The 22274-nt window shown below is 60.6% G+C and carries 18 protein-coding genes; 8 read left to right on the top strand and 10 right to left on the bottom strand.

All coding sequences use genetic code 11. The features are described from left to right. Nucleotides 1–62 precede the first annotated feature (62 nt). The 6 genes from ACYQ1P_RS10810 to ACYQ1P_RS10785 form a co-directional block, all read right to left on the bottom strand. The gene (locus tag ACYQ1P_RS10810; protein WP_460020368.1) at nt 63–821 is read right to left on the bottom strand and encodes a division plane positioning ATPase MipZ; all 759 of its coding nucleotides are present in this window, start codon (nt 819–821) and stop codon (nt 63–65) included. Next, a complete protein-coding gene (locus tag ACYQ1P_RS10805; protein ID WP_460020367.1) occupies nt 818–2875 on the bottom strand; it encodes a molybdopterin oxidoreductase family protein in 2058 nt (685 codons plus the stop codon). The genes ACYQ1P_RS10810 and ACYQ1P_RS10805 overlap by 4 nt, the downstream gene beginning before the upstream one ends. Nucleotides 2876–3002: 127 nt before the next feature. Beyond that, entirely contained in the window at nt 3003–4022 is a 1020-nt protein-coding gene (ilvC, locus tag ACYQ1P_RS10800) for a ketol-acid reductoisomerase (protein ID WP_460020366.1), read from the bottom strand. 30 nt (nt 4023–4052) lie between these two features. Continuing rightward, nucleotides 4053–4577 (bottom strand): acetolactate synthase small subunit, encoded by a 525-nt coding sequence (gene ilvN, locus ACYQ1P_RS10795; protein ID WP_460020365.1) that lies wholly within the window; start codon nt 4575–4577, stop codon nt 4053–4055. A gap of 81 nt (nt 4578–4658) precedes the next feature. Then, nucleotides 4659–6425 carry an acetolactate synthase 3 large subunit gene (locus ACYQ1P_RS10790; protein WP_460020364.1) on the bottom strand — a complete coding sequence of 589 codons (1767 nt, stop codon included), beginning with the start codon at nt 6423–6425 and terminating at the stop codon, nt 4659–4661. 168 nt (nt 6426–6593) lie between these two features. Further along, nucleotides 6594–7793 (bottom strand): MFS transporter, encoded by a 1200-nt coding sequence (locus ACYQ1P_RS10785; protein WP_460020363.1) that lies wholly within the window; start codon nt 7791–7793, stop codon nt 6594–6596. Nucleotides 7794–7899: 106 nt separating this feature from the next. Here ACYQ1P_RS10785 and ACYQ1P_RS10780 point away from each other — a divergent pair, with 106 nt between their 5' ends. From ACYQ1P_RS10780 to ACYQ1P_RS10760, 5 genes are all read left to right on the top strand, one after another. Continuing rightward, on the top strand, nt 7900–9036 hold the full coding sequence (locus tag ACYQ1P_RS10780) for a glycosyltransferase family protein (RefSeq protein WP_460020362.1): 1137 nt from the start codon (nt 7900–7902) through the stop codon (nt 9034–9036). A gap of 115 nt (nt 9037–9151) precedes the next feature. Then, entirely contained in the window at nt 9152–13330 is a 4179-nt protein-coding gene (locus ACYQ1P_RS10775; RefSeq protein WP_460020361.1) for a FecR family protein, read from the top strand. Nucleotides 13331–13404: 74 nt separating this feature from the next. Continuing rightward, nucleotides 13405–13761 carry a DUF6378 domain-containing protein gene (locus ACYQ1P_RS10770; protein ID WP_460020360.1) on the top strand — a complete coding sequence of 119 codons (357 nt, stop codon included), beginning with the start codon at nt 13405–13407 and terminating at the stop codon, nt 13759–13761. An 83-nt stretch (nt 13762–13844) separates the two neighbouring features. Next, complete coding sequence (locus tag ACYQ1P_RS10765; protein ID WP_460020359.1) at nt 13845–14858, top strand: NAD(P)H-quinone oxidoreductase; 1014 nt, start codon at nt 13845–13847, stop codon at nt 14856–14858. A gap of 105 nt (nt 14859–14963) precedes the next feature. Beyond that, complete coding sequence (locus ACYQ1P_RS10760; protein WP_460020358.1) at nt 14964–15620, top strand: DUF1013 domain-containing protein; 657 nt, start codon at nt 14964–14966, stop codon at nt 15618–15620. Here ACYQ1P_RS10760 and ACYQ1P_RS10755 read toward each other — a convergent pair. Together ACYQ1P_RS10755 and ACYQ1P_RS10750 are read right to left on the bottom strand one after the other, a co-directional pair. Next, entirely contained in the window at nt 15617–15907 is a 291-nt protein-coding gene (locus ACYQ1P_RS10755) for a hypothetical protein (protein WP_460020357.1), read from the bottom strand. The genes ACYQ1P_RS10760 and ACYQ1P_RS10755 overlap by 4 nt on opposite strands. A gap of 55 nt (nt 15908–15962) precedes the next feature. Beyond that, on the bottom strand, nt 15963–16418 hold the full coding sequence (locus ACYQ1P_RS10750; protein WP_460020356.1) for a GNAT family N-acetyltransferase: 456 nt from the start codon (nt 16416–16418) through the stop codon (nt 15963–15965). Between the two features lie 216 nt (nt 16419–16634). Here ACYQ1P_RS10750 and ACYQ1P_RS10745 point away from each other — a divergent pair, with 216 nt between their 5' ends. After that, a complete protein-coding gene (locus ACYQ1P_RS10745) occupies nt 16635–17309 on the top strand; it encodes a Fe2+-dependent dioxygenase (protein ID WP_460020355.1) in 675 nt (224 codons plus the stop codon). Here the strand turns inward: ACYQ1P_RS10745 and ACYQ1P_RS10740 are convergent, their stop codons facing one another. Continuing rightward, nucleotides 17310–18428 carry a pyridoxal-phosphate-dependent aminotransferase family protein gene (locus ACYQ1P_RS10740; RefSeq protein ID WP_460020354.1) on the bottom strand — a complete coding sequence of 373 codons (1119 nt, stop codon included), beginning with the start codon at nt 18426–18428 and terminating at the stop codon, nt 17310–17312. 77 nt (nt 18429–18505) lie between these two features. Continuing rightward, nucleotides 18506–19750: an MFS transporter gene (locus ACYQ1P_RS10735; protein ID WP_460020353.1), complete on the bottom strand. Its 1245-nt coding sequence runs from the start codon at nt 19748–19750 to the stop codon at nt 18506–18508. A gap of 268 nt (nt 19751–20018) precedes the next feature. Here ACYQ1P_RS10735 and ACYQ1P_RS10730 point away from each other — a divergent pair, with 268 nt between their 5' ends. Continuing rightward, complete coding sequence (locus tag ACYQ1P_RS10730) at nt 20019–20429, top strand: hypothetical protein (RefSeq protein WP_460020352.1); 411 nt, start codon at nt 20019–20021, stop codon at nt 20427–20429. A gap of 110 nt (nt 20430–20539) precedes the next feature. Then, nucleotides 20540–22222, top strand: a complete 1683-nt coding sequence (locus ACYQ1P_RS10725) for an EAL domain-containing protein (RefSeq protein ID WP_460020351.1) — start codon at nt 20540–20542, stop codon at nt 22220–22222. Nucleotides 22223–22274: the final 52 nt, after the last annotated feature.

Raw genomic sequence — 22274 nt, 5'->3', positions numbered from 1 at the left:
GGGCCGATTCCAAGACTGCAACGGGATGCCCATTCTACCCAATCCACCCCCGCCGCGACAGTTCAGAGACTCAAAGCCTCGATAATCGCCCGCACTTCCTGGCGCGCCGCCACATGGGACAGGGTCAGATTGCCGTCCTGCGATTCCTTGAGGTCAAGCAATGTCAGCCCCTTGGGGAACAGTTCGCGGAAAATTACCCGCTCGCCGAAGCCGGCTACCTGACGGAATCCCAACCGCCGTTCCAGTCCATCGAGAATGCGGCCCACGTCGCGCTTGTTGCGGGCATCCAGATGGCTCAGACGGTTGCGCAACAAAATCCAGTCGATGGGCTTATCCTTGGCCATGGCCCGCCGCTTACGCTGTTCCCAGACCATTTCGGCGTAATGGCTCAGACCCAGCACCTTGTGCGCATCGGCGGAAACCCGGGCCAGCACGTCCAGGTCGATGAAACTGTCATTGAGCGGCGTGATCAGGGTATCGGCCCGGGCGTGGGCCTGCCGAGCGACCTCCGTGTCATGACCGGGGCAGTCGATCAGCACCACGTCATGATCCACCGCCAGGGCGTCCAATTGCGGGTCAAACAGGCTGTCGTCGGTCAGCCGCACATGGGTCGGCATGGGCAACGGCAGTCCCTTGGACTGGCTGTAGGCGGCCCGGTTCTCCAGATAACGGCTCAGGGTACCCTGGCGCAGGTCGGCGTCGATGGTCGCCACCCGCTTGCCCAGTCGCAGCAAGGAAATCACCAGATGCACCGCCGTGGTGGATTTGCCACTGCCGCCTTTTTCATTTCCCAAAACGATGATGTGGGCCTTGTTCGTCATAATGCCTCGATCTTGATTGCGATGTCGTGAAAGGCGGCTCCCCCCATGGGGGCCACCGGGTCGGACCCGGTCAGGGTATTGATCCCCTGTCCGTCCTCGAATGCCTCGGCGGGCCAGATGCTCTCCACCACCACGACGCCCCGTTGCAGGCCGTCGAACGGTGCCGCATGAACCACCACCGCTCCCCGTCGGTTGCTCAGGCGCACCCGTTGTCCCTCGATCAGCCCCAGTTCTGCACAGTCCTCGGGATGGATTTTGGCTGTCGGACGTCCCTCGGCCTCGCGGCTGTGGGCCACTTCAGTGAACGAACTGTTGAGAAAATTGCGCGCCGGAGCAGTCACCAATTTAAAGGAATGCTCAGAATCCATTGCTTCCAGCACATCCATATGATCAGGCAGACGGGGCATTTGATGATGATCGGGTCCAATGGACGCCCAGTCTGGAGCAAAACGAAATTTCCCGTCCGCATGGCCGAACCCGGTCAGGAAATGCGCCTCCTCGAACGGTCGCTGACAATCGACCCAACGGTCGCGGGCCAACTGGTCCGCCCCGCCCACATATCCGGAGGCCTTGAGAACGGAATCCACCACTTCCCAGGCGGTCATCGTATTGGCCGGATGGCCTGCCCCCAACCGCGTCAGCAGATCTCCGATGACTTCATGATTGCTGCGGCTCTCGCCCACCGGCTCGATGATCCGCCGCGAGACCTGAAGGGAGGTCTGACCATACGAGGTATACAGATCGTCATGCTCAACGAAGGTGGTGGCGGGCAGAACGATGTCAGCCATTTTTGCCGTATCGGTCATGAACTGTTCATGGACACAGAGAAACAGGTCGTCGCGCATCAGGCCGGCGCGCACTTTGGCCGATTCCGGAGCCACCAGCGCCGGATTGGTATTTTGCATCAGCATGGCCGTCACCGGCGGCCCCTCCCCCAACGCCGCCGTATCGCCCAGCAGCACATCGCCGATCCGACTCATATCCAATGTCCGGGCCGCTTTATCCGGACAATCCAGGCCCTCGACCAATCCCATGTCGATTCTGAACACCCCGCCACTGGCCGCCAGCAGGCCGCCGCCGCGTTCCTGCCACGCGCCGGTGACCGCAGGCAGACAGCTCACCGCATGGAGATTGGACGCCCCGTTGCGCTGCCGAGTGAAGCCGTAGCCCAGGCGCAGAAAGCTCTTTTTGGTCCGCCCGTAAAGCCGTGCGAAGTCAATGATTTCCGCCGCCTCCAGCCCGGTGATCTGGGCCGCCCACTCAGGCGTGCGGCTTTCCAGATGGCGTTCCAGGTCGGCGGGAAAGTCGGTCATCCGGCTCAGGTAGTCGCGGTCGGCAAAACCCTCTTTGAACAACACATGCATCATGGCACAGGCCAGCGCGCCGTCGGTTCCCGGACGCAGCATCGCATGACGATCGGACAAAGCGGCGGTGCGGGTGCGATAGGGATCGACGGTGACGATGGTCGCGCCGCGTTCCTTTTTCGCCTTTTGGGCCAGTTGCATGGCCTGAATCTGGGTGGCCACCGCATTGGTTCCCCACAGCACCACCAAATCGGATTCGGCCATTTCAAGGCCGTCAACACCCCGCTGCGCCCCAATTCCCGCCATCAGACCCGCCTTGCCGATGGCCGAACAGATGGTTTTGCCCATGTGGGAATAGCCCATCAGCCGTCGCAAGCGCAGAATACCTTGGCGCTGCACCTGTCCCATGGTCCCGGCATAGTAATAAGGCCAAACGGTTTCCGGCCCGTGGATGGTGGCGGCCTGTTGAAAAGCCTGCGCCACCTCGTGCAGGGCTTCGTCCCAGGAAATCGCCTCGAAACGCCCTTCGCCCTTGGGACCGATCCGACGCAGCGGTCGGGTCAGGCGCGCCGGATGGTGGGTGCGTTCCTTGTAGCGGTTGACCTTGGCGCAGATGACGCCATCCGTATAAGGATGATCCGCTGCGCCGCGCACCCGGCCGATTTCCGTTGGGCTCAGACGCTCCACCTCCAAGGCGCAGGCGCTGGGGCAGTCATGGGGACAGACGGCAGGAATGAAATCGCCGGTCATGGGGCGCTCCTGGACATGGATTCTGCGCGGACGTTATCACGGTTTGCGGTTTTCGGGAGTGACTTTCGGCCAACAAAAAGGGCGGAATTTCTCCCGCCCTTGGTGATGTCCGTCAATCCGGGGACGGTCAGTTCTTGGCCTTGTCGACCAGCTTGTTTTTGCCGATCCAGGGCATCATGCCGCGCAGGCGGGCCCCGACCTCCTCGATCTCATGTTCCGCATTGCGGCGCCGGGTCGCCTTGAACGACGGCTGACCGACCTTGCACTCGGTCATCCAGTCGCGCACGAAGCGGCCGGATTGGATATCGTCCAGCACCCGCTTCATCTCGGCCTTGGTTTCCGGGGTGACGATGCGCTTGCCGGTGACGTAATCGCCGTATTCCGCCGTGTTGGAGATGGAATAGCGCATGTTGGCCATGCCGCCTTCATAGATCAAATCGACGATCAGCTTGACCTCGTGCAGACATTCGAAATAGGCCATTTCCGGCGCATACCCGGCTTCCACCAGGGTCTCGAAGCCGTTGCGGATCAACTCGGTCAGGCCGCCGCACAGCACCACCTGCTCGCCGAACAGATCGGTCTCGCATTCCTCGCGGAAGCTGGTCTCGATGATGCCGGAGCGCCCGCCGCCGATGGCCGAGGCATAGGACAGCGCCACTTCCATGGCATTGCCCGAAGCATTCTGATGCACCGCCACCAGGCAGGGCACGCCGCCGCCCTTGAGGTATTCGCCGCGCACCGTGTGGCCGGGGCCTTTGGGGGCGATCATGAACACGTCGATATCCTGGCGTGGCTCAATCAGGTTGAAGTGAATATTGAGGCCATGAGCAAAGGCCAGCGCCGCCCCGGGCTTCATGTTGGCGTGCAGCTCGTCACGATAGATGTCGGCCTGCAATTCGTCGGGGGTCAGCATCATCACCACGTCGGCCCAGGCGGCGGCCTCGGTCGGGGTCATGCACTTCAGACCGGCGCCTTCCGCCTTGGCCCGCGAGGACGAGTCGGCGCGCAGTCCGACGGCCAACTGGGTGACTCCGGAGTCCTTCATGTTGAGCAAGTGGGCATGGCCCTGGGAGCCATAACCGATCACCGCCACTTTCTTGCCCTTGATCAGGTTCACGTCCGCGTCACGGTCGTAATAAACGCGCATCTTCTTCGTCCTTTCGAAAAACCACAGAAATTACATGGAACCGGCGCCACGGGGAATGGCGGCAACGCCGGTCCGCGACACGTCGGCCAGCCCCAGGGGCTGCATGAGGTTGATAAAGGCTTCGATCTTCGAGGTCTTGCCGACAATCTCAAAGACGAAGGATTCCTGGGTGCTGTCCACCGCCCGGGCGCGAAAAATATCGGCAATGCGCAACGCCTCGACGCGCTTCTCGCCGCTGCCGACCACCTTGACCAGGGCCAGTTCCCGTTCCACCGAGTCCCCTTCCTCGGTCAGGTCGATGACCGTGCGCACCGGCACCAGCCGCTCTAACTGCGCCTTGATCTGTTCGAGGATCATGCGGGTGCCGGAGGTGACGATGGTGATCTTGGAAAGCCGTTCCACGGCATCCACCTCGGCCACGGTCAGGCTGTCGATGTTATAGCCGCGCCCGGAAAATAGGCCGATGACCCGCGCCAGCACACCCGCCTCGTTATCGACGAGGACGGACATGGTATGAAATTCGATGGCGTCGGATTTGTAATTGGTCGAATGCATGGGTCTTGCTCCTGGGGTGCCCTCGCAACGCCGAGGGTCCTGGACTGAATATTGGGGACGCTATGTAGAGGATTTTCCGGGTCAGGCCAATACCATGCCGTCGCCGCCGTCGCTCAGTGCCACGTCCTCTTCATCTTCTGGGCCGAGAATCATTTCATTATGCGCCGCTCCGGCGGGGATCATCGGGAAGACGTTTTCTTCCTTGCTGACCAGCATGTCGAGCAGCACCGGGCCATCGGTCTCCAGCATCTGCTTGATGGCGCTATCCACTTCGTCCGGCTTGCTGGCCCGCAGACCGGTCATGCCGAAGGCCTGGGCCAGGGCGACGAAATCCGGTTGATGGTCCATGTGACTCTGGGAGTAGCGTTCCTCGTAGAACAGCTCCTGCCACTGCCGCACCATGCCCATGAAGCTGTTGTTGCAGAGCAGGATCTTGACCGGCAGGTTATGCTCGCGAATGGTCGCCAGTTCCTGAAGATTCATCTGGAACGAACATTCCGAGGTCACGCAGACCACCAGCTTGTCTGGATGCGCAATCTGCACACCCATGGCAGCGGGCAGGCCGTAGCCCATGGTGCCCAGACCGCCCGAGGTCATCCAGCGGTTCGGCTTGTCGAACAGCATGTATTGGGCGGCCCACATCTGGTGCTGTCCCACATCGGTGGTGACATAGGCATCCCGATCCTTGATCGCCTCGTAAAGATGCTCGATGGCATGTTGCGGCTTGATCACGTCCTTGGCCTTCTCATAGGCCAGACTCTGCCGAGACCGCCAGTGGTCGATCTCTTTCCACCAGTTCTTCAGCGCCTTGTCGGACACTTTGTACTGCTTGGACTTCCAGATCTTGATCATGTCTTCGAGGATCAATCCCGCATCGCCGACGATCGGCACATCCACCATGATGTTCTTGTTGATGGACGAGGGGTCGATGTCGATATGAATCTTGGCCGAGCCGGGCGAGAAGGCATCGGTGCGTCCGGTCACCCGATCATCGAAGCGCGCCCCGATGTTGATCATCAGATCACAGTCATGCATCGCCATGTTGGCTTCGTAGGTGCCATGCATGCCGCACATGCCGAGGAACTGCTTGTCAGTCGCCGGATAGGCGCCAAGCCCCATCAAGGTCAGGGTACAAGGCACGCCGGTTTCCTTGACGAACTGGGTCAGCAACTGCGACGCCGCCGGACCGGCATTGATCACCCCGCCGCCACAATAGAACAACGGCTTCTTGGCCTTCGACAGCAGCTTCAGCGCCTCTTCGATGGCCCCCTTGTCGCCCTTGGTCTTGGGGTTGTAACGCTTCATATGGACCTTGCTCGGTGCCATATATTCGCCCAGGCCAGTGATTACATCCTTGGGGATATCGACCACCACCGGCCCCGGACGGCCATGGGCCGCCACATAGAAGGCCTCGTGCAGCACCCGCGCCAGATCCTGCACGTCGCGCACCAGATAGTTATGCTTGGTGCAATGGCGGGTAATGCCGGTGGTGTCGGCCTCCTGGAAGGCGTCGTTGCCGATCAGCGCCGTCGGCACCTGGCCGCACAGACAGACCAGCGGAATGGAATCCAGCATGGCATCGGTCAAACCGGTCACCGTGTTGGTCGCCCCGGGACCCGAAGTCACCAGCGCCACACCAACCTTGCCGGTGGAGCGGGCATAGCCCTCCGCCGCATGCATGGCCCCTTGTTCGTGGCGCGGCAGGTAATGACGCAGGAAATTCTGTTTGAAGATTTCATCGTAGATGGGCAGGGTCACGCCGCCGGGATAGCCGAATACCACGTCAACGCCCTGATCCTTGAGAGCCTTCAAAATGATTTCCGCACCGGTCATGGGCTGGCTGGACATAGCCTGCATCTCCTTAATTTCACGATATCTCAATGTGCCGTGATCAACTGAAAAGACGGTCGCGCCCCAGGCAGGGCCGTCATGGGAGCGCGCACCCTAGTCTCTTCATCGGACTCGGTCAACGGAAAATGGCGAACAAACGGAAAGTTTTTTGTCATTCTGCGGTAATTATATTTCGCGTCCAGCCAGGCGCTTTTGCCCGATCCACAGCCACAACACGGCGGCAAAGGCGATCAGAATGGGCAGCGACGCCGCCGCATTGACCGCCTGCCAGCCGATCATGTTCTGCAACGCCCCGGAAGAAAAGCTGGCCAGGGCGACCATGCCGAAAACCGAGAAATCGTTGATCGACTGCACCTTGGCCCGCTCTTCCGGCTGATAGGTCCGGGTCAGCAGAGTGGTGCCGCCGATGAACATGAAGTTCCAGCCGATGCCCAGAGCCAGCAAGGCCGCCCAGAAATTCATCAACTCGATCCCGGCCAGATTGAGCCCCATGCAAACCACATTGAGCAGCGTGCCGACCAGGATGATGCGCAGCACGCCAAATTTGCGAATCAGCCAACCGGTGAAAAAACTCGGCGCAAACATGCCCAGCACATGCCACTGAATGACGAACGCCGCATCCTCGAAGGCAAAGCCACAGGCCACCATGGCCAGCGGCGTGGCGGTCATGACCAGGCTCATCACCCCGTAGCCGATCATCGCCGACAATACGGCAACGATGAACTCCGGCTGCCGCGCGATGACCCGCAGCGGCCGCCCGCCGCCTTTCCTGTTTTCCAGGTGCGGCGTTGGAATATCCACGAATTGCAGCAGCACGATGGTCAGCACCGAGAGCCCGACGATGGCCAGATAGCTTCCGGCAAACAGGATCGGGGCCAGCAGATCCATGCTGTTCTTGGCCAATTCCGGTCCCGCGAGAGCCGCGAACACGCCACCCGCCAGAACATAGGAAATGGCCCGGGGGCGGAATTGAACATCAACGGATTCCGCCGCCGCAAAGCGGTAATAGGCCCAGAAGGCATTGTGGGTGCCGAGCAGGAAACTGCCCAGAGCGAACAGCCAGAAATGCCCCAGATAGATCGCCGTGGCGGAAATCAGGGCACCACAAATGCCGATCGACTGACCGACCGTGAAGCCGAACCGCCGCCCGACCCGCGCCATAAACAGATTGGCCGGGATGGTCGCCGCCATGGTGCCGACGAATTGCAGGGCAAAGGGTAATGTCGCCAGATCCGGCGTCGGGGCCAGCAGCTTGCCCGCCAGGGCCGAGACGGTGACCACCAGCGACGCGCCGGTCATCGCCAGGGCCTGGGACGCCACCAGGAAATAGACCGCCCGATGGCCCGTGGAGCCCGCCGTTTTCATCTCTCGTTGTCCCAGGAACCGTTGAAGCGACCCGACCCTACACCGCGCCGCCCGTCCTGTCACGGGACAGCTTCTCAGGCTCCTCGCCGACGGCTATGCTGACCCCATGAGCTATACCGATGCCATTGTCGTCGAATGGGGCAGCCGCGCCGGGACCATCGACTATCTCAAGGATGGTCTGTCCTGGGGGCTGCAACGCAATGGCTTTCGGACCCATCGTATTTCCATCGTCGGCAATGACGCGCCTGCCCTCATCGACCGGGTGAACCGGCTGTGGGACGCGCTGGAAAAGGACGGCGGACGACCATTCATCGTCGATACGCAAGCCCGGTCGCCCTTTAAGACCCGACCGCGTTTTTCCTTCATCCTCGATCATCCGCTGGATCATCCCAATCTGCGCCATGTGGGCACGGGCACCGTGCTCGGCCTGTGCGACGCCTCGTATCTGCGGCTGAACGGCTATTCGGATGCTCAGGCCATTTTCTTTCCCCATGCCGGACTGCCGCCCGATCCCGATCCCCTGCCCATCGAGCAACGCCCCATCGACATCCTGTTTTCCGGGGCCCTGGCCATGGCCCCTCACGGCGCCACGCGCGCCGCCCGGCTGGCCCAGTTCGCGCCGCCGATCCGTGCCGTTGTGGAACAGGCCTGCGCGGACATCGTGGACCGGGTGAGTGACCCCTACGAAGCCCTGACCGCTGCCTGTCTGGCTCAGGGGATTGATCCGAATCACTTGCAATGGCAACAGGTCTGCCGACTGGTCGCTCTGCTCGGCAATCTGGCCCAGGGGGCCTGGCGTTGGGCGATGATGGAACAACTCAAGAGCCTGCCGGTAACCGTGGTCGGACCGGTGGCCTCGGACTTTTTTCAGAACGGATGTGGTCAAGTAACTCTGCTCGGCGAGCGCCCCTATGAAGAGGTCCAGGATTTGATGCGCCGATCCAAGGTGGTGCTCAACATGACACCGAAATTCAAGGCCGGGTCCCACGAACGCATCTGTTCGGCCATGGCCGCCGGGGCGGTGGTCTGCACCAACCCCAGTCAATACCTGCCCCAGGACTTCACTCACGGGGAAAGCATTGTATTCCAGGCCTCCCCCGCAGCGACGGCGGCCCAATTGGCGGACCTCCTGGCCTGTCCGCAAAATCTCCAGGCCATGGCCGAGGCCGCGATGCCTCTATACACGGCCAAGCACACTTTCGAGGCCCGGGTGCGGGATTTTTTGACTCCGCTGTTCGGGTGAGTGACCCCAATCACAGCAAAGTCACAGACAGCTCCTATATAATGAATAAGGATTGAGTAAAAAGTCCGTCGAATCCCTATGATGGGACTGACAGGCAGATGAATTGGAACCGACCATGAGCACCTTCGACACGACCCCAGCGCCCCAGTCTCCCGCAACGATGACCCTGCATATGGAGCCCGGCCAAGAGTCTGCGGCGCTCCCTGCGGGTTTTGACATGGCGTCGGCCGACTATGGCCGCGAGGGCGCGGATTTGGTTGTCACCGCCCCTGATGGCGCTTCCGTGACCTTGGTTGATTATTTCGCCGGGGGCGCACCGGCAACACTGATGACGCCCGACGGCGCCACTATTTCCGGCAGCGTGGCCTCTAAGCTGGCCGGTCCGCTGGCCCCCGGTCAGGTGGCCCAGGACGGACCGGGCGAGCCTCAGACCGCCATCGGGCAAGTGGATACCCTTGATGGTCATGTCACCGCGACTCGGGCCGACGGCACCACCGTCGAACTGAGCAAGGGCGATCCGGTGTTCGAAGGCGACGTGCTGGTCACCGGCGACGGTGGCGCGGTCGGCATCGTGCTGGCCGATACCTCCGTGTTCTCGCTTGGTGAAAACGGGCGCATGGTGCTCGACGAAATGGTTTACGATCCGGGTGCCGAGGAAGGCTCCGCCTCCTTTGCCCTGTTGACCGGCGCGGCGACTTTCGTCTCCGGTCAAATCGCCAAGTTCGGCCAGGACGCCATGATGGTGAAGACCCCGGTGGCCACCATCGGCATCCGTGGCACCAAGGTGTTCCTGGAAACCGACGGCGAGACCGTGAAAGCGGTCAACCTGCCCGAAAACACCCTGAAGGGTGAATCGGTCGGTGAAATCGTCCTCATGAGCCCCGACGGCGACATGCTTGGCACCATCAACAACATCGGTGGCGGCTGGCAGTGGTCGCCCTCCCAGTCGGGCACCCCCACCGCCCTGCAATTGAGCGATGCGCAGGTGCGCTCGATCGTTCAGGAAACCTCCATTCATCTGCCGCAGACCCTGGAAGAACGCGCCCTCGAAGTCATGGATCGCCTTGAAGAGATTCGCACCGATGCCGCAGCGGCCCGCGAATCCGGCGACATGGATCGCGCCGACGCTTTGGAACAGCAAGCGCAGGAAATGGAAGCTCGTGTCGAACAGGCCTTGCTCGAGGTTGAAACCAACCTGGGTTACAAAATCAATATTACCGATGAGGATCAAACCGCCGATCTGTTAGGCGATCTGGAGAATTTCGATACCGCTGCCGGTCCCGTAGAGGTTCAGGGGGACACACAAAACAACGGCAATGCGCCACCGCCCAACCCCTTCAGCAATTTGTTCAATCAGCAGACCACGCCGACCGTCCCTAACGCCCCGGCCATCAATCCACAGGCGATTCCGCCAAGTGCCCCACCGACGACGCAGGGACAACAGCAGCCACAAGTTCCTGTCTCGACACCCGATGGGACCAACACGGTCACCCTGAACACCTATGAAGGCACGGTGGTCGACGGCTATATCGAAGACGCCCTCGTTTTTGTGGATGCCGATAACGACGGCAACTTCGACCATAACGAAGACCTGAACGGGAATGGCATCCTTGATGCCGGTGAAGACATTGACCAGGACGGAATCCTGGACGTGACCAACGGCCCGGATGAGGCCCATACATTCTCCGATGCCAACGGTGCATTCACCATTACCACCGACCAAGAAGGCTCCCTGCGCGCCATCCTCGGCACCGATGTCACCACCGAACTTCCCCTTTACGGGCTCATGTCCGCTCCGAATGGGTCGACGGTGATTTCGCCGCTGACCACCCTGGTCGACATGCAGATGCAAGGTGGTGTCAATGCCGAGACCGCCGAGTCCAACATCGTTGCCGCCATGGGATTGCCCCCGGGCACAGACCTGCTTAACACTGACCCGCAGGCCGCCGCCTTGGCCGGAAATGTGGCGTTGATGGCCAAGTCTGTAATGGTCGCCTCGACCCTGTCGCAAATGTCCGCAGCCTTGGAAGCAGCGGGATTGTCGACCATTGACGCCATGACTCTGGCCGTTCAGGCCATCGGCAATGCCGCTGACGGAGGTGTCTTAAATTTGACCAGCGCCGAACAATTGGGCGGAATGCTCAATAACGCGGTCAACGCCTATAATGCTCAGCAGCCCGAAGGGGCACCCGCCCTGTCGGCCATTGATGCGAAGATCATTAACGGCATGTCGGCAGCCAATAGCCGCATGGAGACTCTGCTTGAAAGCTTCGAGCCGGGCGGCGATACGGGAGCTTTCCTGTCCTCGTTGGCAGAGAGCGCCACCTTTGCCCAGGGTTCCATGGTCGAAGCCATCCGCGCCCATCAGCTGGACCAGTTGCCTCAGAGCGAAGACGCTTTTAGCTACGCCTCCGACCCCGAGGCGCCCTGGAATTGGGCTGAGGGCATGGCCCCCGGCACCAAGGAACCGGGCTCGGTGGCCGAGAAGGAACCCAACCACATTGACCAGCCGCAGACCATTGATCGCGGGGCCTTTGGTCATGGTGAAACAGTCGATACGGCGGTGGTCGAGGTGCATGGCACCCTGGGCACCTACAACACCGGCAATCATCAAGAATACAACGACGCCTTCACTTTCGAGGTGAAGCAGGGCGAGAGCCTGAGCCTGTCGCTGGATAATCCGAATGTCGAAATGCGCATCTATGCGGCCGACAGCCTCGGCGAGGGCTACGATCATGATAACCCGCCGCCGTCACTGGACCCGGCGGGCCTGGGCGCTGGCACCTACGTGGTGATGGTGCTGAACGAGGGCCGGAACAACGCCGACTTCTCAATCACCGCCACCCTGGATGTATCCGGGGCCTCCATGGAAGACCGGTTCGATCTGTTCGCCAATTCCCTGCCCGAGCAGGAACAGAACTACATGAAGCTCGACGGCACCGTCGATAGTCACGTGATTTCACGCGAAGATTTCGGGGCCGTCTCCGACGACATGGCCGGCATCACCGTGACCGGCAGTCTGGCCAATTACGATGGCAACGAAGACAAGCACAACGACGCCTTCCAGTTCGACATGGGTCCCGGGGAATGGGTCAACATTTCCCATTCGGAAGGGGCCGACGAGACTATGCGCTTCCAACTGTTCAAGCTGGAAGACGACGGCGTCAATACCCGCCTGCACCAGATCGACGGCCTGTCCCCCGAGGACGGCGGCTTCCAGGCCTACTCCGCCGATGGCGGCAGCTATGTGCTGCGCATCTGGAGCGAGGGAGCATCGGTTTCCAACTATGCGCTGGATATCTCCGTGGGCGGCGAGCGGGCCCTGAGCGCCCTGACCGGTGGTGAATTGACCGACGGTCTGTATTGGGACCCGTCCCAGTTCTCCACCGCCGAACTGTTCAGCATGTACGCCAACGAGGTGCCGGAGATCGAATCCAACTACATGAAGCTCGACGGCACCCTGGACGCCCACGAGATCGGCCGCGACCAGTTCGGCACGGTCACCGAAGATCTCGACGGCTTGATGATCACCGGCAGTCTGGCCGACAATCTGAGCAATTTGAACAAGAACAACGACGCCTTCCAGTTCGATCTTCAGGACGGCGAATGGGTCTCCATCGTGCATCCACAAGGGGCGGCCGAGACCATGCGTTTCGAATTGTTCCGCATGGAAGAGGATGGCTCCATCGACACGACCAGTCGCCCCATCGAAGGTTGGGCTCCCGAGGACGGGACCTTCTCCACTCAGGCCACCGAGGGCGGGACCTACGTGCTGCGCGTGTGGAGCGAAGGAGCTTCGGTCTCGAACTATGAGGTCGACGTGGCCATCGGCTCCGAGGAGGCTCTGGCCGACCTGACGGGCCAACCGCTCAGCGACAACATGCTCGCCGACGCAGGCCAGGACGGCCTGTTCAATATCGAAGCCCTGATCGGCGGCGATTTCGGCGACATGATCATCGACAGCTTGGGCGACGATATCCTGACCGGCGGTGACGGGGCGACCACCTTCGTCTTCGACATGGACGGCGACACGGACGTCATCACCAACTTCGATTTCGATGATGTGATGGAATTGATTGGTGAAGACCTGACCGTACAGCTGGAAACCACCGAGAACGGCGACCCGATGCTGGTGGTCACCTCGGCTGCGCCGAATGTCCCGGAAACCCGCATCATTCTCGAAGGCGCGTCCCAGGAGGACGTGGCCTGGGTCGAAACGGACTCCGGCTATTCGGTCACCACCGATCCCAACACCGGCGGCGCGGCAGTCGATATTCCATCGGACAGCAGCTGATACTTGCGGAAAGCCCGCCAAGGCGGCTATCTTATGGCGCGTGTAGCGTAGGATCACAGGGGGGATCGGGGACGATGACGAAAGCCGACAAGATCGAACAGTTGAAGGTCATCGCCGATCTTTGGCAGTCCTACATGGATATTGAATATTCCCCGTCCGACGTGGCGGCCATGCTGACCCTGCTCAAGGTCGCCCGCGCCCGCTACGAAAAAGTGGCCGGGACGCCGACCAAGGACGACAATCATGTGTTCAACGAAAAGGGCGGCGATTTCCATGAAATCATGGAAGCCCTGGATCGCCCGATGATCCGCGCCTATGAGGATGCCTTCTCCCAGTTGATGGAGAATGGCGTGCTCGACAAGGACGCCCTGCCCGCCAACGCCCGGGAAAAATTCGAACAGCGCCAGGAAATGCGGCGCAAGGGCAAGTAACAGCCGACCACGGTTAAGACTCTTTTCACGCGACTCGATTCTTAATGGACTCGCCTTGCGACAACCAGAGAGTCGAGTCCGTCATGTCCCATGCCCTCCCCGATCAAATGACCTGTATTGAAATCAGCAGCCCCGGCGGCCCGGAGGTGTTGACTCCGGTGCGACGTCCGCTTCCCGTCCCCGGAGCCGGGGAGGTTCTGATCCATGTGGCGGCGGCCGGAATCAATCGCCCCGATGTGTTGCAGCGCCTGGGCCGCTATGCGGCACCGCCGGACGCCTCCGACCTGCCGGGCCTGGAAGTGGCCGGAGAGGTGGTGGCGCTCGGCCCGGCGACCGTCGGTCTGCGCCCCGGCAGCAAGGTCTGCGCCCTCGCCCCGGGTGGCGGCTATGCGCAATACTGCGTCGTTCCGGCGGACCACTGCCTGCCCATCCCCGCTCCTTTGAGCCTGATCCAGGGCGCGGCCCTGCCGGAAACCTTTTTCACCGTCTGGACCAACGTCTTCGAGCGCGGCAATCTGGCCCCCAACGAGACCCTGCTCATTCATGGCGGTTCCAGCGGCATCGGCACCACCGCCATCCAGATGGCCCACCACCTGGGGGCCAAAGTTATGGTAACGGCGGGCTCCGATGAGAAATGCCAAGCCTGCCTTGATCTGGGCGCCGATCTGGCGGTGAATTACCGCAATGATGACTTTGTCGCCGCGGCCAAGCAATGGACCGGGGGGCGCGGCGTCGATGTGATCCTGGACATGGTCGGCGGCGACTATGTGGCCCGCAATCTCAAGGCCCTGGCCTTCGAGGGGCGATTGGTCCATATCGCCTTTCTCGGCGGCTCGAAAGTGGATCTGGACCTGATGCCGGTGCTGCTGCGGCGTTTGACCATCACCGGCTCGACCCTGCGTCCGCAGTCCGTCGCCCGCAAGGCCGAGATCGCTCATGCCCTGCGCGAGTCCGTCTGGCCGTTGATCGAGGCCGGGAAAATCGCCCCGGTGATTCATGCCACTTTTCCCCTGACCCAGGCCGCCGAGGCCCATCGGTTGATGGAATCCGGGGTTCATGTGGGAAAGATTGTTCTGACAAATGATCAGGTGATTTGACCCGTAGCAACAACGCCCCTATATTCGGCTCAATTCAATGTTCGACGGGCTCCTTCATGGGGTCCGTTGGCGTTGCGCAACCAACAACAAAAAGGGTTTAGTCATATGACGCAGCCTCTGATGCCCAAGGCGACGGCAGTCTGGCTCGTGGACAACACGGCGTTGACCTTCGAGCAGATTTCCGAGTTCTGTGGCTTGCATGAATTGGAAATCCAGGCCATTGCCGACGGTGACGTGGCCGGTGGCATGCAGGGCCTCGACCCGGTGATCAACGGTCAGATCCGGCTGGAGGAAATCCGCCGCTGCGAAGCCGACCCCACCGCCAAGCTGCAAATCGTCGTCAAGGATCTGCCGCAAGCCAAGAAGCGCGGCAAGGGTGCCCGATATACGCCGGTCTCCAAGCGTGGCGACCGCCCCGACGCCATTGCCTGGCTGCTCAAATTCCATCCGGAATTGTCCGATGCGCAAATCAGCAAGTTGATCGGCACCACCAAGCCGACCATCATCTCGGTGCGCGACAAGACCCATTGGAACAGCTCCAACATCAAGACCCGCAATCCGGTGCACCTGGGGCTGTGCTCCCTGGCCGAACTGGAAAAGGTGGTGCAGATTGCCCGCGCCGCCTCGGGAACGGTCCATGCCCCGGTGGTGCTGACCGACGAGCCCATTGAGGAGCAGCCCGAACAGGAAAAGCGACAGGAATATGTCGATCCGTTCGCCAATTTCCCGAAAAGCGCGCCGGAAGAACCGGTCGAGGACTAATCCTCCTCGCCTTTGGGCAGACGATCCACGGCCGCCGCCCCAAACGGCGGCCGTCCCATTTGCAGACGCAATTCGTTGACCTCCGCCAATGATTGGGCCAATTCCGGATCGACCTCGAAGCAGATGCCGTTGTCGCCCGGAAGCGGGGTGTCGTGGGGCAGCCCATCGCCGAAAATTTCGTCGGGGATTTCCTGATAGGCCGCGCAGTCCCCCTGTGCCTCCCACTGTTCTTCGTCGTGGTGGAAATGCAGGCAGAACAAACAGGCCGGCGGCAGAATACAGGACATGGGAGAGGCGAATCTCCGAAACAGCTTATGATCACTAGCTAATATAATGGCTGTTTCAGGCCGGGTCCGCAAGGGCATCGCCGACCATATGGTGGAGATCCACCACGTCCGAATGGGCATGCCCGAAACGCTGATAGAACCCGCGAATGTCGAGATTGGACGACTGGACCAGAAGCTGCACGTTGCGAATGCCCTTGGCCCCCAACCAATCCTGGGCATGGCAGACCAGCCGCTGCCCCAGACCGGTACAGGGGCAATGGGGGTCCACCGCCAGATAGTGCAGCCAGCCCCGGTCGCCGTCATGCTGGGCCAGAACCGACCCGACCAATTTCGACTCGCTCTGCGCCTCACCATGCAAGGCGACGAACAGACCGCTCTTGGTCGGCGTTTGCAAGGTCGGCGGCTCAATGGGCAAGGCCCCGGAGGCCCGGCGACAGCGCGCCCAAAGCTGGTCGATTTGCGCCTGATCGGCTGCCCGTGCGGCACGAATGCGAATTTTATTTTCAGTCATCTCGGGATCTTCTGTCCATTCAGGGTGTCTCGCGGACTCAAGGGGTGTCCGAACGCTTCATTTTCTAGAGCAAAACTATGACAAAATTGTGTGCCAATCGTTTAAAAATTAGAGGCATGATGCGGTGGCGGCCCTTATCCGCCATTTTCTTGCGGAAGGCAAGCCGATGGGCCACACTGCATATTAAATTCCACGCATATTCGGAGGACTCGTCCCATGCGCCTGCTCGTCAAAGGTTTGCTTTCACCCCAGGAGCTCAATCACATCGACAGCATCTTGATGAACGGCAAATTCGTCGATGGCGGCGGCAGCGCCGATACGGGAGCGCGCGCGGTCAAAAAGAATCTGGAACTGGACAGCCGCCAGACCGAAGGGGCCGACGAAATCGAGGCCCTGGTTTACGGCAAGTTGGCCAGCAACCCGGAAATCAGCGATCAGGCCCTGCCCCTGCGTTTCTCGCGTCCCATCTTCTCCCGCTACGAGCCGGGCATGTTTTATGGTCGTCATGTGGACAATCCCCTGCTCGGCCAGGGCGGCATGCGGACGGACATCTCCTGCACCGTGTTTCTTGGCGATCCCAAGGACTACGAAGGCGGCGAACTGGTGCTGTTGAACGAGGACGGCAGCGAACAGATGATCAAACCGGCGCGCGGCGATGCCTATGTCTATCCCACCGGCACCCCGCACCGGGTCAATACGGTGACGCGCGGTGCCCGGGTGGCGGCCATCTGCTTCATGCAGAGCGTGGTCGCCGATCCGCACAAACGCAAGATCCTATCCACCTTCCACCGGGTCCATCATTCGATGGTCGAAAAATACCCGGACTCCCCGGAAACGGCGGATTTCAACGAGGCCTATTACTACCTGTTCCGGCTCTGGTCACAGGTGTAATCACAGCCCCTGCTTCAAGGCGGCGAGGCAGAGCGCGATATTGCGCGGCGTGGCGCTTTGGCCCATCAGGCCGATGCGCCACACCTTGCCGGCCAGAGCCCCCAATCCGGCCCCCAGTTCCAGGCCGTAGGTGTGCAGAGCGTGGCTGCGTACCGCCGCCTCATCCACCCCCTCGGGCACATTGACCGCGTTGAGTTGCGGCAACCGGTAGGGTTCCTCGACCAGAAACGACAATCCGAGTCCTTCCAGACCGTTTTTAAGGCTTTCATGCATGGTCGCATGGCGGGCCCAGGATGCCTCCAGCCCCTCTTCGAGGATCATCCGCAGGCCCTCGTGCAGTCCATAGAGCGCATTGACCGGGGCTGTGTGGTGATAGGCCCGCTTGCCACCGCTGCCCTCCCAATAGCCCATGACCAGACCAAGGTCCAGGAACCACGACAGGACCGGGGTTTTGCGCGCCTTCACCGCTTCGGCGGCGCGCGGCGAAAAGGTTACCGGCGACAGACCCGGCGGACAGCTCAGGCATTTCTGGGTGCCCGAATAGACCGCATCGGCCCCCCAGGCATCCACCTCAACCGGAATGCCGCCCAGCGAGGTCACCGTATCGACGATGGTCAGCGCCCCTTGATCGCGGGCCAGTCGGCACAGGGTGGCGGCATCGGATTGCACCCCGGTGGAGGTTTCCGCTTGAACAAAGGCCACCACCTTGGTGTCGGGTTGGGCCTTCAGTGCGTCTTCCAGCTTCTGCGCATCGACCGGCCTGCCCCAGGCATCGTCGATCACCGTCACCTCGCCCCCATAGCGGCGGGCAATATCCTGCATCCGGTCACCGAACACCCCGTTGCGGCAGACGATAACTTTGTCCCCTGGCTCCACCAGGTTGACGAAACAACTCTCCATGCCGGTCATGCCGGGGCCTGAAATGGGGAATGTCAAAGGGTTGGAGGTCCGAAAGACCTGCCGCAGCATGCCCTTGACCTCATCCATCATGCCGGAGAAGGCCGGGTCCAGGTGCCCCACCGTCGGTCGGGACAGCGCCGCCAGCACTCGCGGATGCACATCGGACGGCCCCGGCCCCATCAAGACACGTTGCGGCGGATTGAAGGTCTGGCTGTTCATGGACCGGCTCCTCGGTGATCGGGGTTCAGGGGCTTATACCAATCCGGGCGGGGGGCTCGCAAGAGCCGGAGAGGCCATTACGCCGCTTGCAGACGTACCTGGGGGGCCTCGCGAATGGGAATTTGGATGATCGCCGAAAAGGCCCCGACCCCCACCCCGACCCACCAGACCACGTCATAGGAGCCGAAACGGTCATACATGAAGCCGCCCAGCCAGACCCCCAGAAAGGAGCCCAATTGATGGGAGAGGAACACGATTCCATACAGGGTGCCCATGAACCGCAGCCCATAGATATGACCAATCAGGCCGGAGGTCAGCGGCACCGTGGCCAGCCATAATGCCCCCATGGTCAGGGAAAAGGCCACCACCGTGGCCGGGGTCATCGGCAACAGAATAAAGGCCGCGGCAATCACCGTGCGACCGGCATAGATCCAGGCCAGCAAATATTTCTTCGGCCAGTGATTTCCCAGCGCCCCGGCGGCGATGGTGCCGACGATATTGGCTATACCGATCAGGGCGATGGCAAAGGCCCCCAGTCCCGAGGAGCTCTGAACACCCAGACTGCGGATGACCGAGTTGGGCGGAATGGCGCTACAGACCTCGGTCACAAAGGCCGGGAAATGGGCCGTGATAAAGGCCAATTGGAAGCCACAGGAAAAAAACCCGAGAAAGATCATGCTGAACGTCGGGTCGCGCAGGGCCTGGGCCAGCACCGCCCCCAGGCTTTCATGCGGTTGTGCAGGGGCGGCTTTTGCAGCCCGGCCCATCAGCGGGAGAAAGAGCATCACCGCCAAAATGGCCGCCGCAAAGATCAAAAAGACCGAGGACCAGGGCATGATCCGCAGCAAGGCATCGGCCACCGGCGGGCCGACGATCTGTCCGGCGGACCCGGCGGCGGTGGTGATCCCCAGGGCCAGGGAACGATGCTTGTCCGACGCACTGCGCCCCACTACAGCCAGAATCACGCCGAAACCTGTTCCGGCAATGCCGAAGCCGACCAGAATCTCCAGGAACTGATGGGCGGCCGGGGTCACGGCTAAGCTGCTCAACACCAGCCCCAGCGCATAGAAAACCGCGCCAAGAATAATGGCTTTTTTATCTCCGAACTTTTCGGCAAAGGCACTGAACAGCGGTTGCCCGATCCCCCAGGCCAGATTCTGAATGGCAATGGCCAGCGAAAATTCCGAGCGCAACCAGCCGAATTGATCGGCAATGGGGATCTGAAACACACCGAAGCTGGCCCGAATGGCAAAGCCGATCATCAGGATCAGACTTCCCACGATCAATACCGGAGTAAACAGACGCGCCGAAGTCGGAGACATTGTCACCTCGAAGCTTTCACACCTCTACCCATACTCGAAAAAATATGAGACCCCAAAAGAAAATGATACCTGCACCGCAACATGATGGAGCAACCAGATTTAGCCTGAGGAAATCCACCACTACTTATTGTTATCATTATAATTTTTCAGCATCTTTTATCTTTTTCAAGATGGAATATGATTGGACTTCCCACCTTGTTGAAGTCATCATGGGGCTCTGATCTCGCGATGCACAAGAACAGTGATTTCATTATAACGATTTGAAACAATGTCCCTTTCGGATTTGCAGCACCCGCTCACCGGCGACCCGCAACTTGATACCGAGCATGGCGCGTTGCTCAAGCACATACTATTGATCGACCATCTGGTCAAAACGGGCTTTGAAACGGACGCCCTGATTGCCCAAATTGATGCGCTCATAGATCTGTTTCGCCGTCATGTGGACTATGAACAGAAATATCTGACTCCGTTGACCGAGGGTCCTGCGCTGTATCACAAGGTCGCCCATGATTCCCACCATCAGGCTTTTCTGGTCGGCCTGGAATTCCTCGCCGCCTGTGTGATGGACAAGCGCGACCCGTCTTTCCTGGTGAAAATCACCGAGGAAAAAGTCCATCGGATCTTCTCCGAACTCATGGAGTTCGATCAAGTGATGATGCGGCTTTATCGAAACATCTGATCTCCACGGCATGTCACTGCTGGACCCCGAGGGTGCAAGTGGGTTATGATTCTTTGCAATCCATTCGCAGGGCTTGGGGCGAGCCCTTAAGAGCAGGTGCGGGACGTTTCATGGCCGACACATCTCAGAAGGAACGGCATCGGCGTTTTGTCGCCTTTGCGTTTGCCATGTCGGATCTCCTTCTGGAGATTGACGAAAAGTACAAGATTCATTTTGCCGAGGGCTCGCTGGCCGGTCTGAAGTTCTCCGGTATCGAGCATTTGCCGGACCTGATCGGCAAGGACTTCCGCGCCATGATGGTCAAGAAGGACCGGGCGCTGGTGGAAGCCTCGGTCAGCAACATGACCCGCACCGGGCGGCTCTCCCCCATATCCATTTCCCTCAATACCCAGGGAAAGCCGTCGCCGGTGATTCTGGGCGGCTTTTTTCTGCCCGGCACGAACGTCCGCTTCAACCTGTCCATGACCCTCAACAACAAGCTCTATTGCCAGGAGAGCCCGGCCCTCAAGCGGGACGAAAACTCCGGCCTGCTCGACGCCGAGACCTTTGCCGCCAAAGCCAAGGAGCGCGCCGTCACCGGCAAGATGAACGACTCCGATCTTGAAATGGGCATGCTGGTCATCGCCGGGCTGAAGGAGCTCAAGGAATCCGGCGATCCGGCCAAGGTCGAAGAGTTCATGCAGAAACTCGGCGCCATGCTGCGCAGTTGGAGCCTCGGCGGCGACACGGCCGGTCTGGTCGGCGACGAGAAATTCTCCTTTGTCGGCGAGGAAGGCCTGGACGCCCAGAAAATGGCCGCCATCCAGAAAGAGGCCGACAAAATTCTCGGGGCCGACGCCAAGAAGGTCTCCATCTCCTCGGTCACCGCCAATCTGGATACCGCCAACCTCAGCGAGGAGGACGCCAGCAAGGCGCTGCTCCATTGCTTGCAAAAGTTCGCCAACGAGTCCCCCGGCTCCTTCAACATCAAGTCGCTCTCCGAGGGGGTGACCGACTACCTGGATGGCACCGTCGAGCGCATCAAGGAACTGCGCAAGATCATCGACGCGCGCAATTTCCACCTCGCCTTTCAGCCCATCGTCGATCTGCGTAGCCGCGCCGTCGACCATTACGAGGTGCTGTCGCGCTTCGAGGGTTTGATGAGTCCGCTGGAACTGATCCAGTTCGCCGAAAACGTCGGCATGATTCACGACCTGGATTTGGTGATCGTGCACCAGACTCTCAACACCCTGATCGAGCGGGAGAAAAAGGAAGGCTGGCGGCCTCGGGTCTCGATCAACCTGTCGGCCAAGAGCATGCAGAACGAACTGTTCATGAAGTCGCTGCGCAAGCTGACCCGCAACAGCGATTTCGCGCGGCTGACCCCGCAGATCATTTTCGAAGTCACCGAAACCTCAATGATCGAGGACCTGCAAAAGCTCAACGGCGCCATCCAGACCCTGCGCAAGGACGGACACGGCATTTCCATTGACGACGTGGGTTCGGGCAATACCTCCTTTACCATGCTCAACAGCATCGACGCCGATCACGCCAAGATCGACGGGGCTCTGGTGCGCGGCTTCCTGGACGACACCCGGGCCAAGAACATCCTGAAAAGCGTCATCGATTCGTGCAAGAACATGGGATTCGATGTGATCTGCGAACATATCGAACACGAAGACGAGGCGCGGCAGTTGATGGTCATGGGGGCGCACCTTGGACAGGGCTACCTGTTCGGCAAGCCCACCGCCGACGGCAAGCCGCCGAATGTCATTGTTTACGGCAAGGGGACCGATCCGGTCCTGGGTTGGTAGTTCTTCGGATATATCAAAAAAGCGGCGGCCCCAGGGACCGCCGCTTTTTCGC

This window comes from Magnetospira thiophila, from assembly GCF_054657015.1.
Note: the sequence above shows the minus strand (reverse complement) of the source record. Positions and strands in the feature narration are given on the sequence as shown.

Excerpts from the sequence above, each read along its gene's own strand:
- ACYQ1P_RS10810 (WP_460020368.1), bottom strand. The coding sequence starts at position 821 with ATGACGAACAAGGCCCACATCATCGTTTTGGGAAATGAAAAAGGCGGC.
- ACYQ1P_RS10805 (WP_460020367.1), bottom strand. The coding sequence starts at position 2,875 with ATGACCGGCGATTTCATTCCTGCCGTCTGTCCCCATGACTGCCCCAGC.
- ilvC (WP_460020366.1), bottom strand. The coding sequence starts at position 4,022 with ATGCGCGTTTATTACGACCGTGACGCGGACGTGAACCTGATCAAGGGC.
- ilvN (WP_460020365.1), bottom strand. The coding sequence starts at position 4,577 with ATGCATTCGACCAATTACAAATCCGACGCCATCGAATTTCATACCATG.
- ACYQ1P_RS10790 (WP_460020364.1), bottom strand. The coding sequence starts at position 6,425 with ATGTCCAGCCAGCCCATGACCGGTGCGGAAATCATTTTGAAGGCTCTC.
- ACYQ1P_RS10785 (WP_460020363.1), bottom strand. The coding sequence starts at position 7,793 with ATGAAAACGGCGGGCTCCACGGGCCATCGGGCGGTCTATTTCCTGGTG.
- ACYQ1P_RS10780 (WP_460020362.1), top strand. The coding sequence starts at position 7,900 with ATGAGCTATACCGATGCCATTGTCGTCGAATGGGGCAGCCGCGCCGGG.
- ACYQ1P_RS10775 (WP_460020361.1), top strand. The coding sequence starts at position 9,152 with ATGAGCACCTTCGACACGACCCCAGCGCCCCAGTCTCCCGCAACGATG.
- ACYQ1P_RS10770 (WP_460020360.1), top strand. The coding sequence starts at position 13,405 with ATGACGAAAGCCGACAAGATCGAACAGTTGAAGGTCATCGCCGATCTT.
- ACYQ1P_RS10765 (WP_460020359.1), top strand. The coding sequence starts at position 13,845 with ATGTCCCATGCCCTCCCCGATCAAATGACCTGTATTGAAATCAGCAGC.
- ACYQ1P_RS10760 (WP_460020358.1), top strand. The coding sequence starts at position 14,964 with ATGACGCAGCCTCTGATGCCCAAGGCGACGGCAGTCTGGCTCGTGGAC.
- ACYQ1P_RS10755 (WP_460020357.1), bottom strand. The coding sequence starts at position 15,907 with ATGTCCTGTATTCTGCCGCCGGCCTGTTTGTTCTGCCTGCATTTCCAC.
- ACYQ1P_RS10750 (WP_460020356.1), bottom strand. The coding sequence starts at position 16,418 with ATGACTGAAAATAAAATTCGCATTCGTGCCGCACGGGCAGCCGATCAG.
- ACYQ1P_RS10745 (WP_460020355.1), top strand. The coding sequence starts at position 16,635 with ATGCGCCTGCTCGTCAAAGGTTTGCTTTCACCCCAGGAGCTCAATCAC.
- ACYQ1P_RS10740 (WP_460020354.1), bottom strand. The coding sequence starts at position 18,428 with ATGAACAGCCAGACCTTCAATCCGCCGCAACGTGTCTTGATGGGGCCG.
- ACYQ1P_RS10735 (WP_460020353.1), bottom strand. The coding sequence starts at position 19,750 with ATGTCTCCGACTTCGGCGCGTCTGTTTACTCCGGTATTGATCGTGGGA.
- ACYQ1P_RS10730 (WP_460020352.1), top strand. The coding sequence starts at position 20,019 with ATGTCCCTTTCGGATTTGCAGCACCCGCTCACCGGCGACCCGCAACTT.
- ACYQ1P_RS10725 (WP_460020351.1), top strand. The coding sequence starts at position 20,540 with ATGGCCGACACATCTCAGAAGGAACGGCATCGGCGTTTTGTCGCCTTT.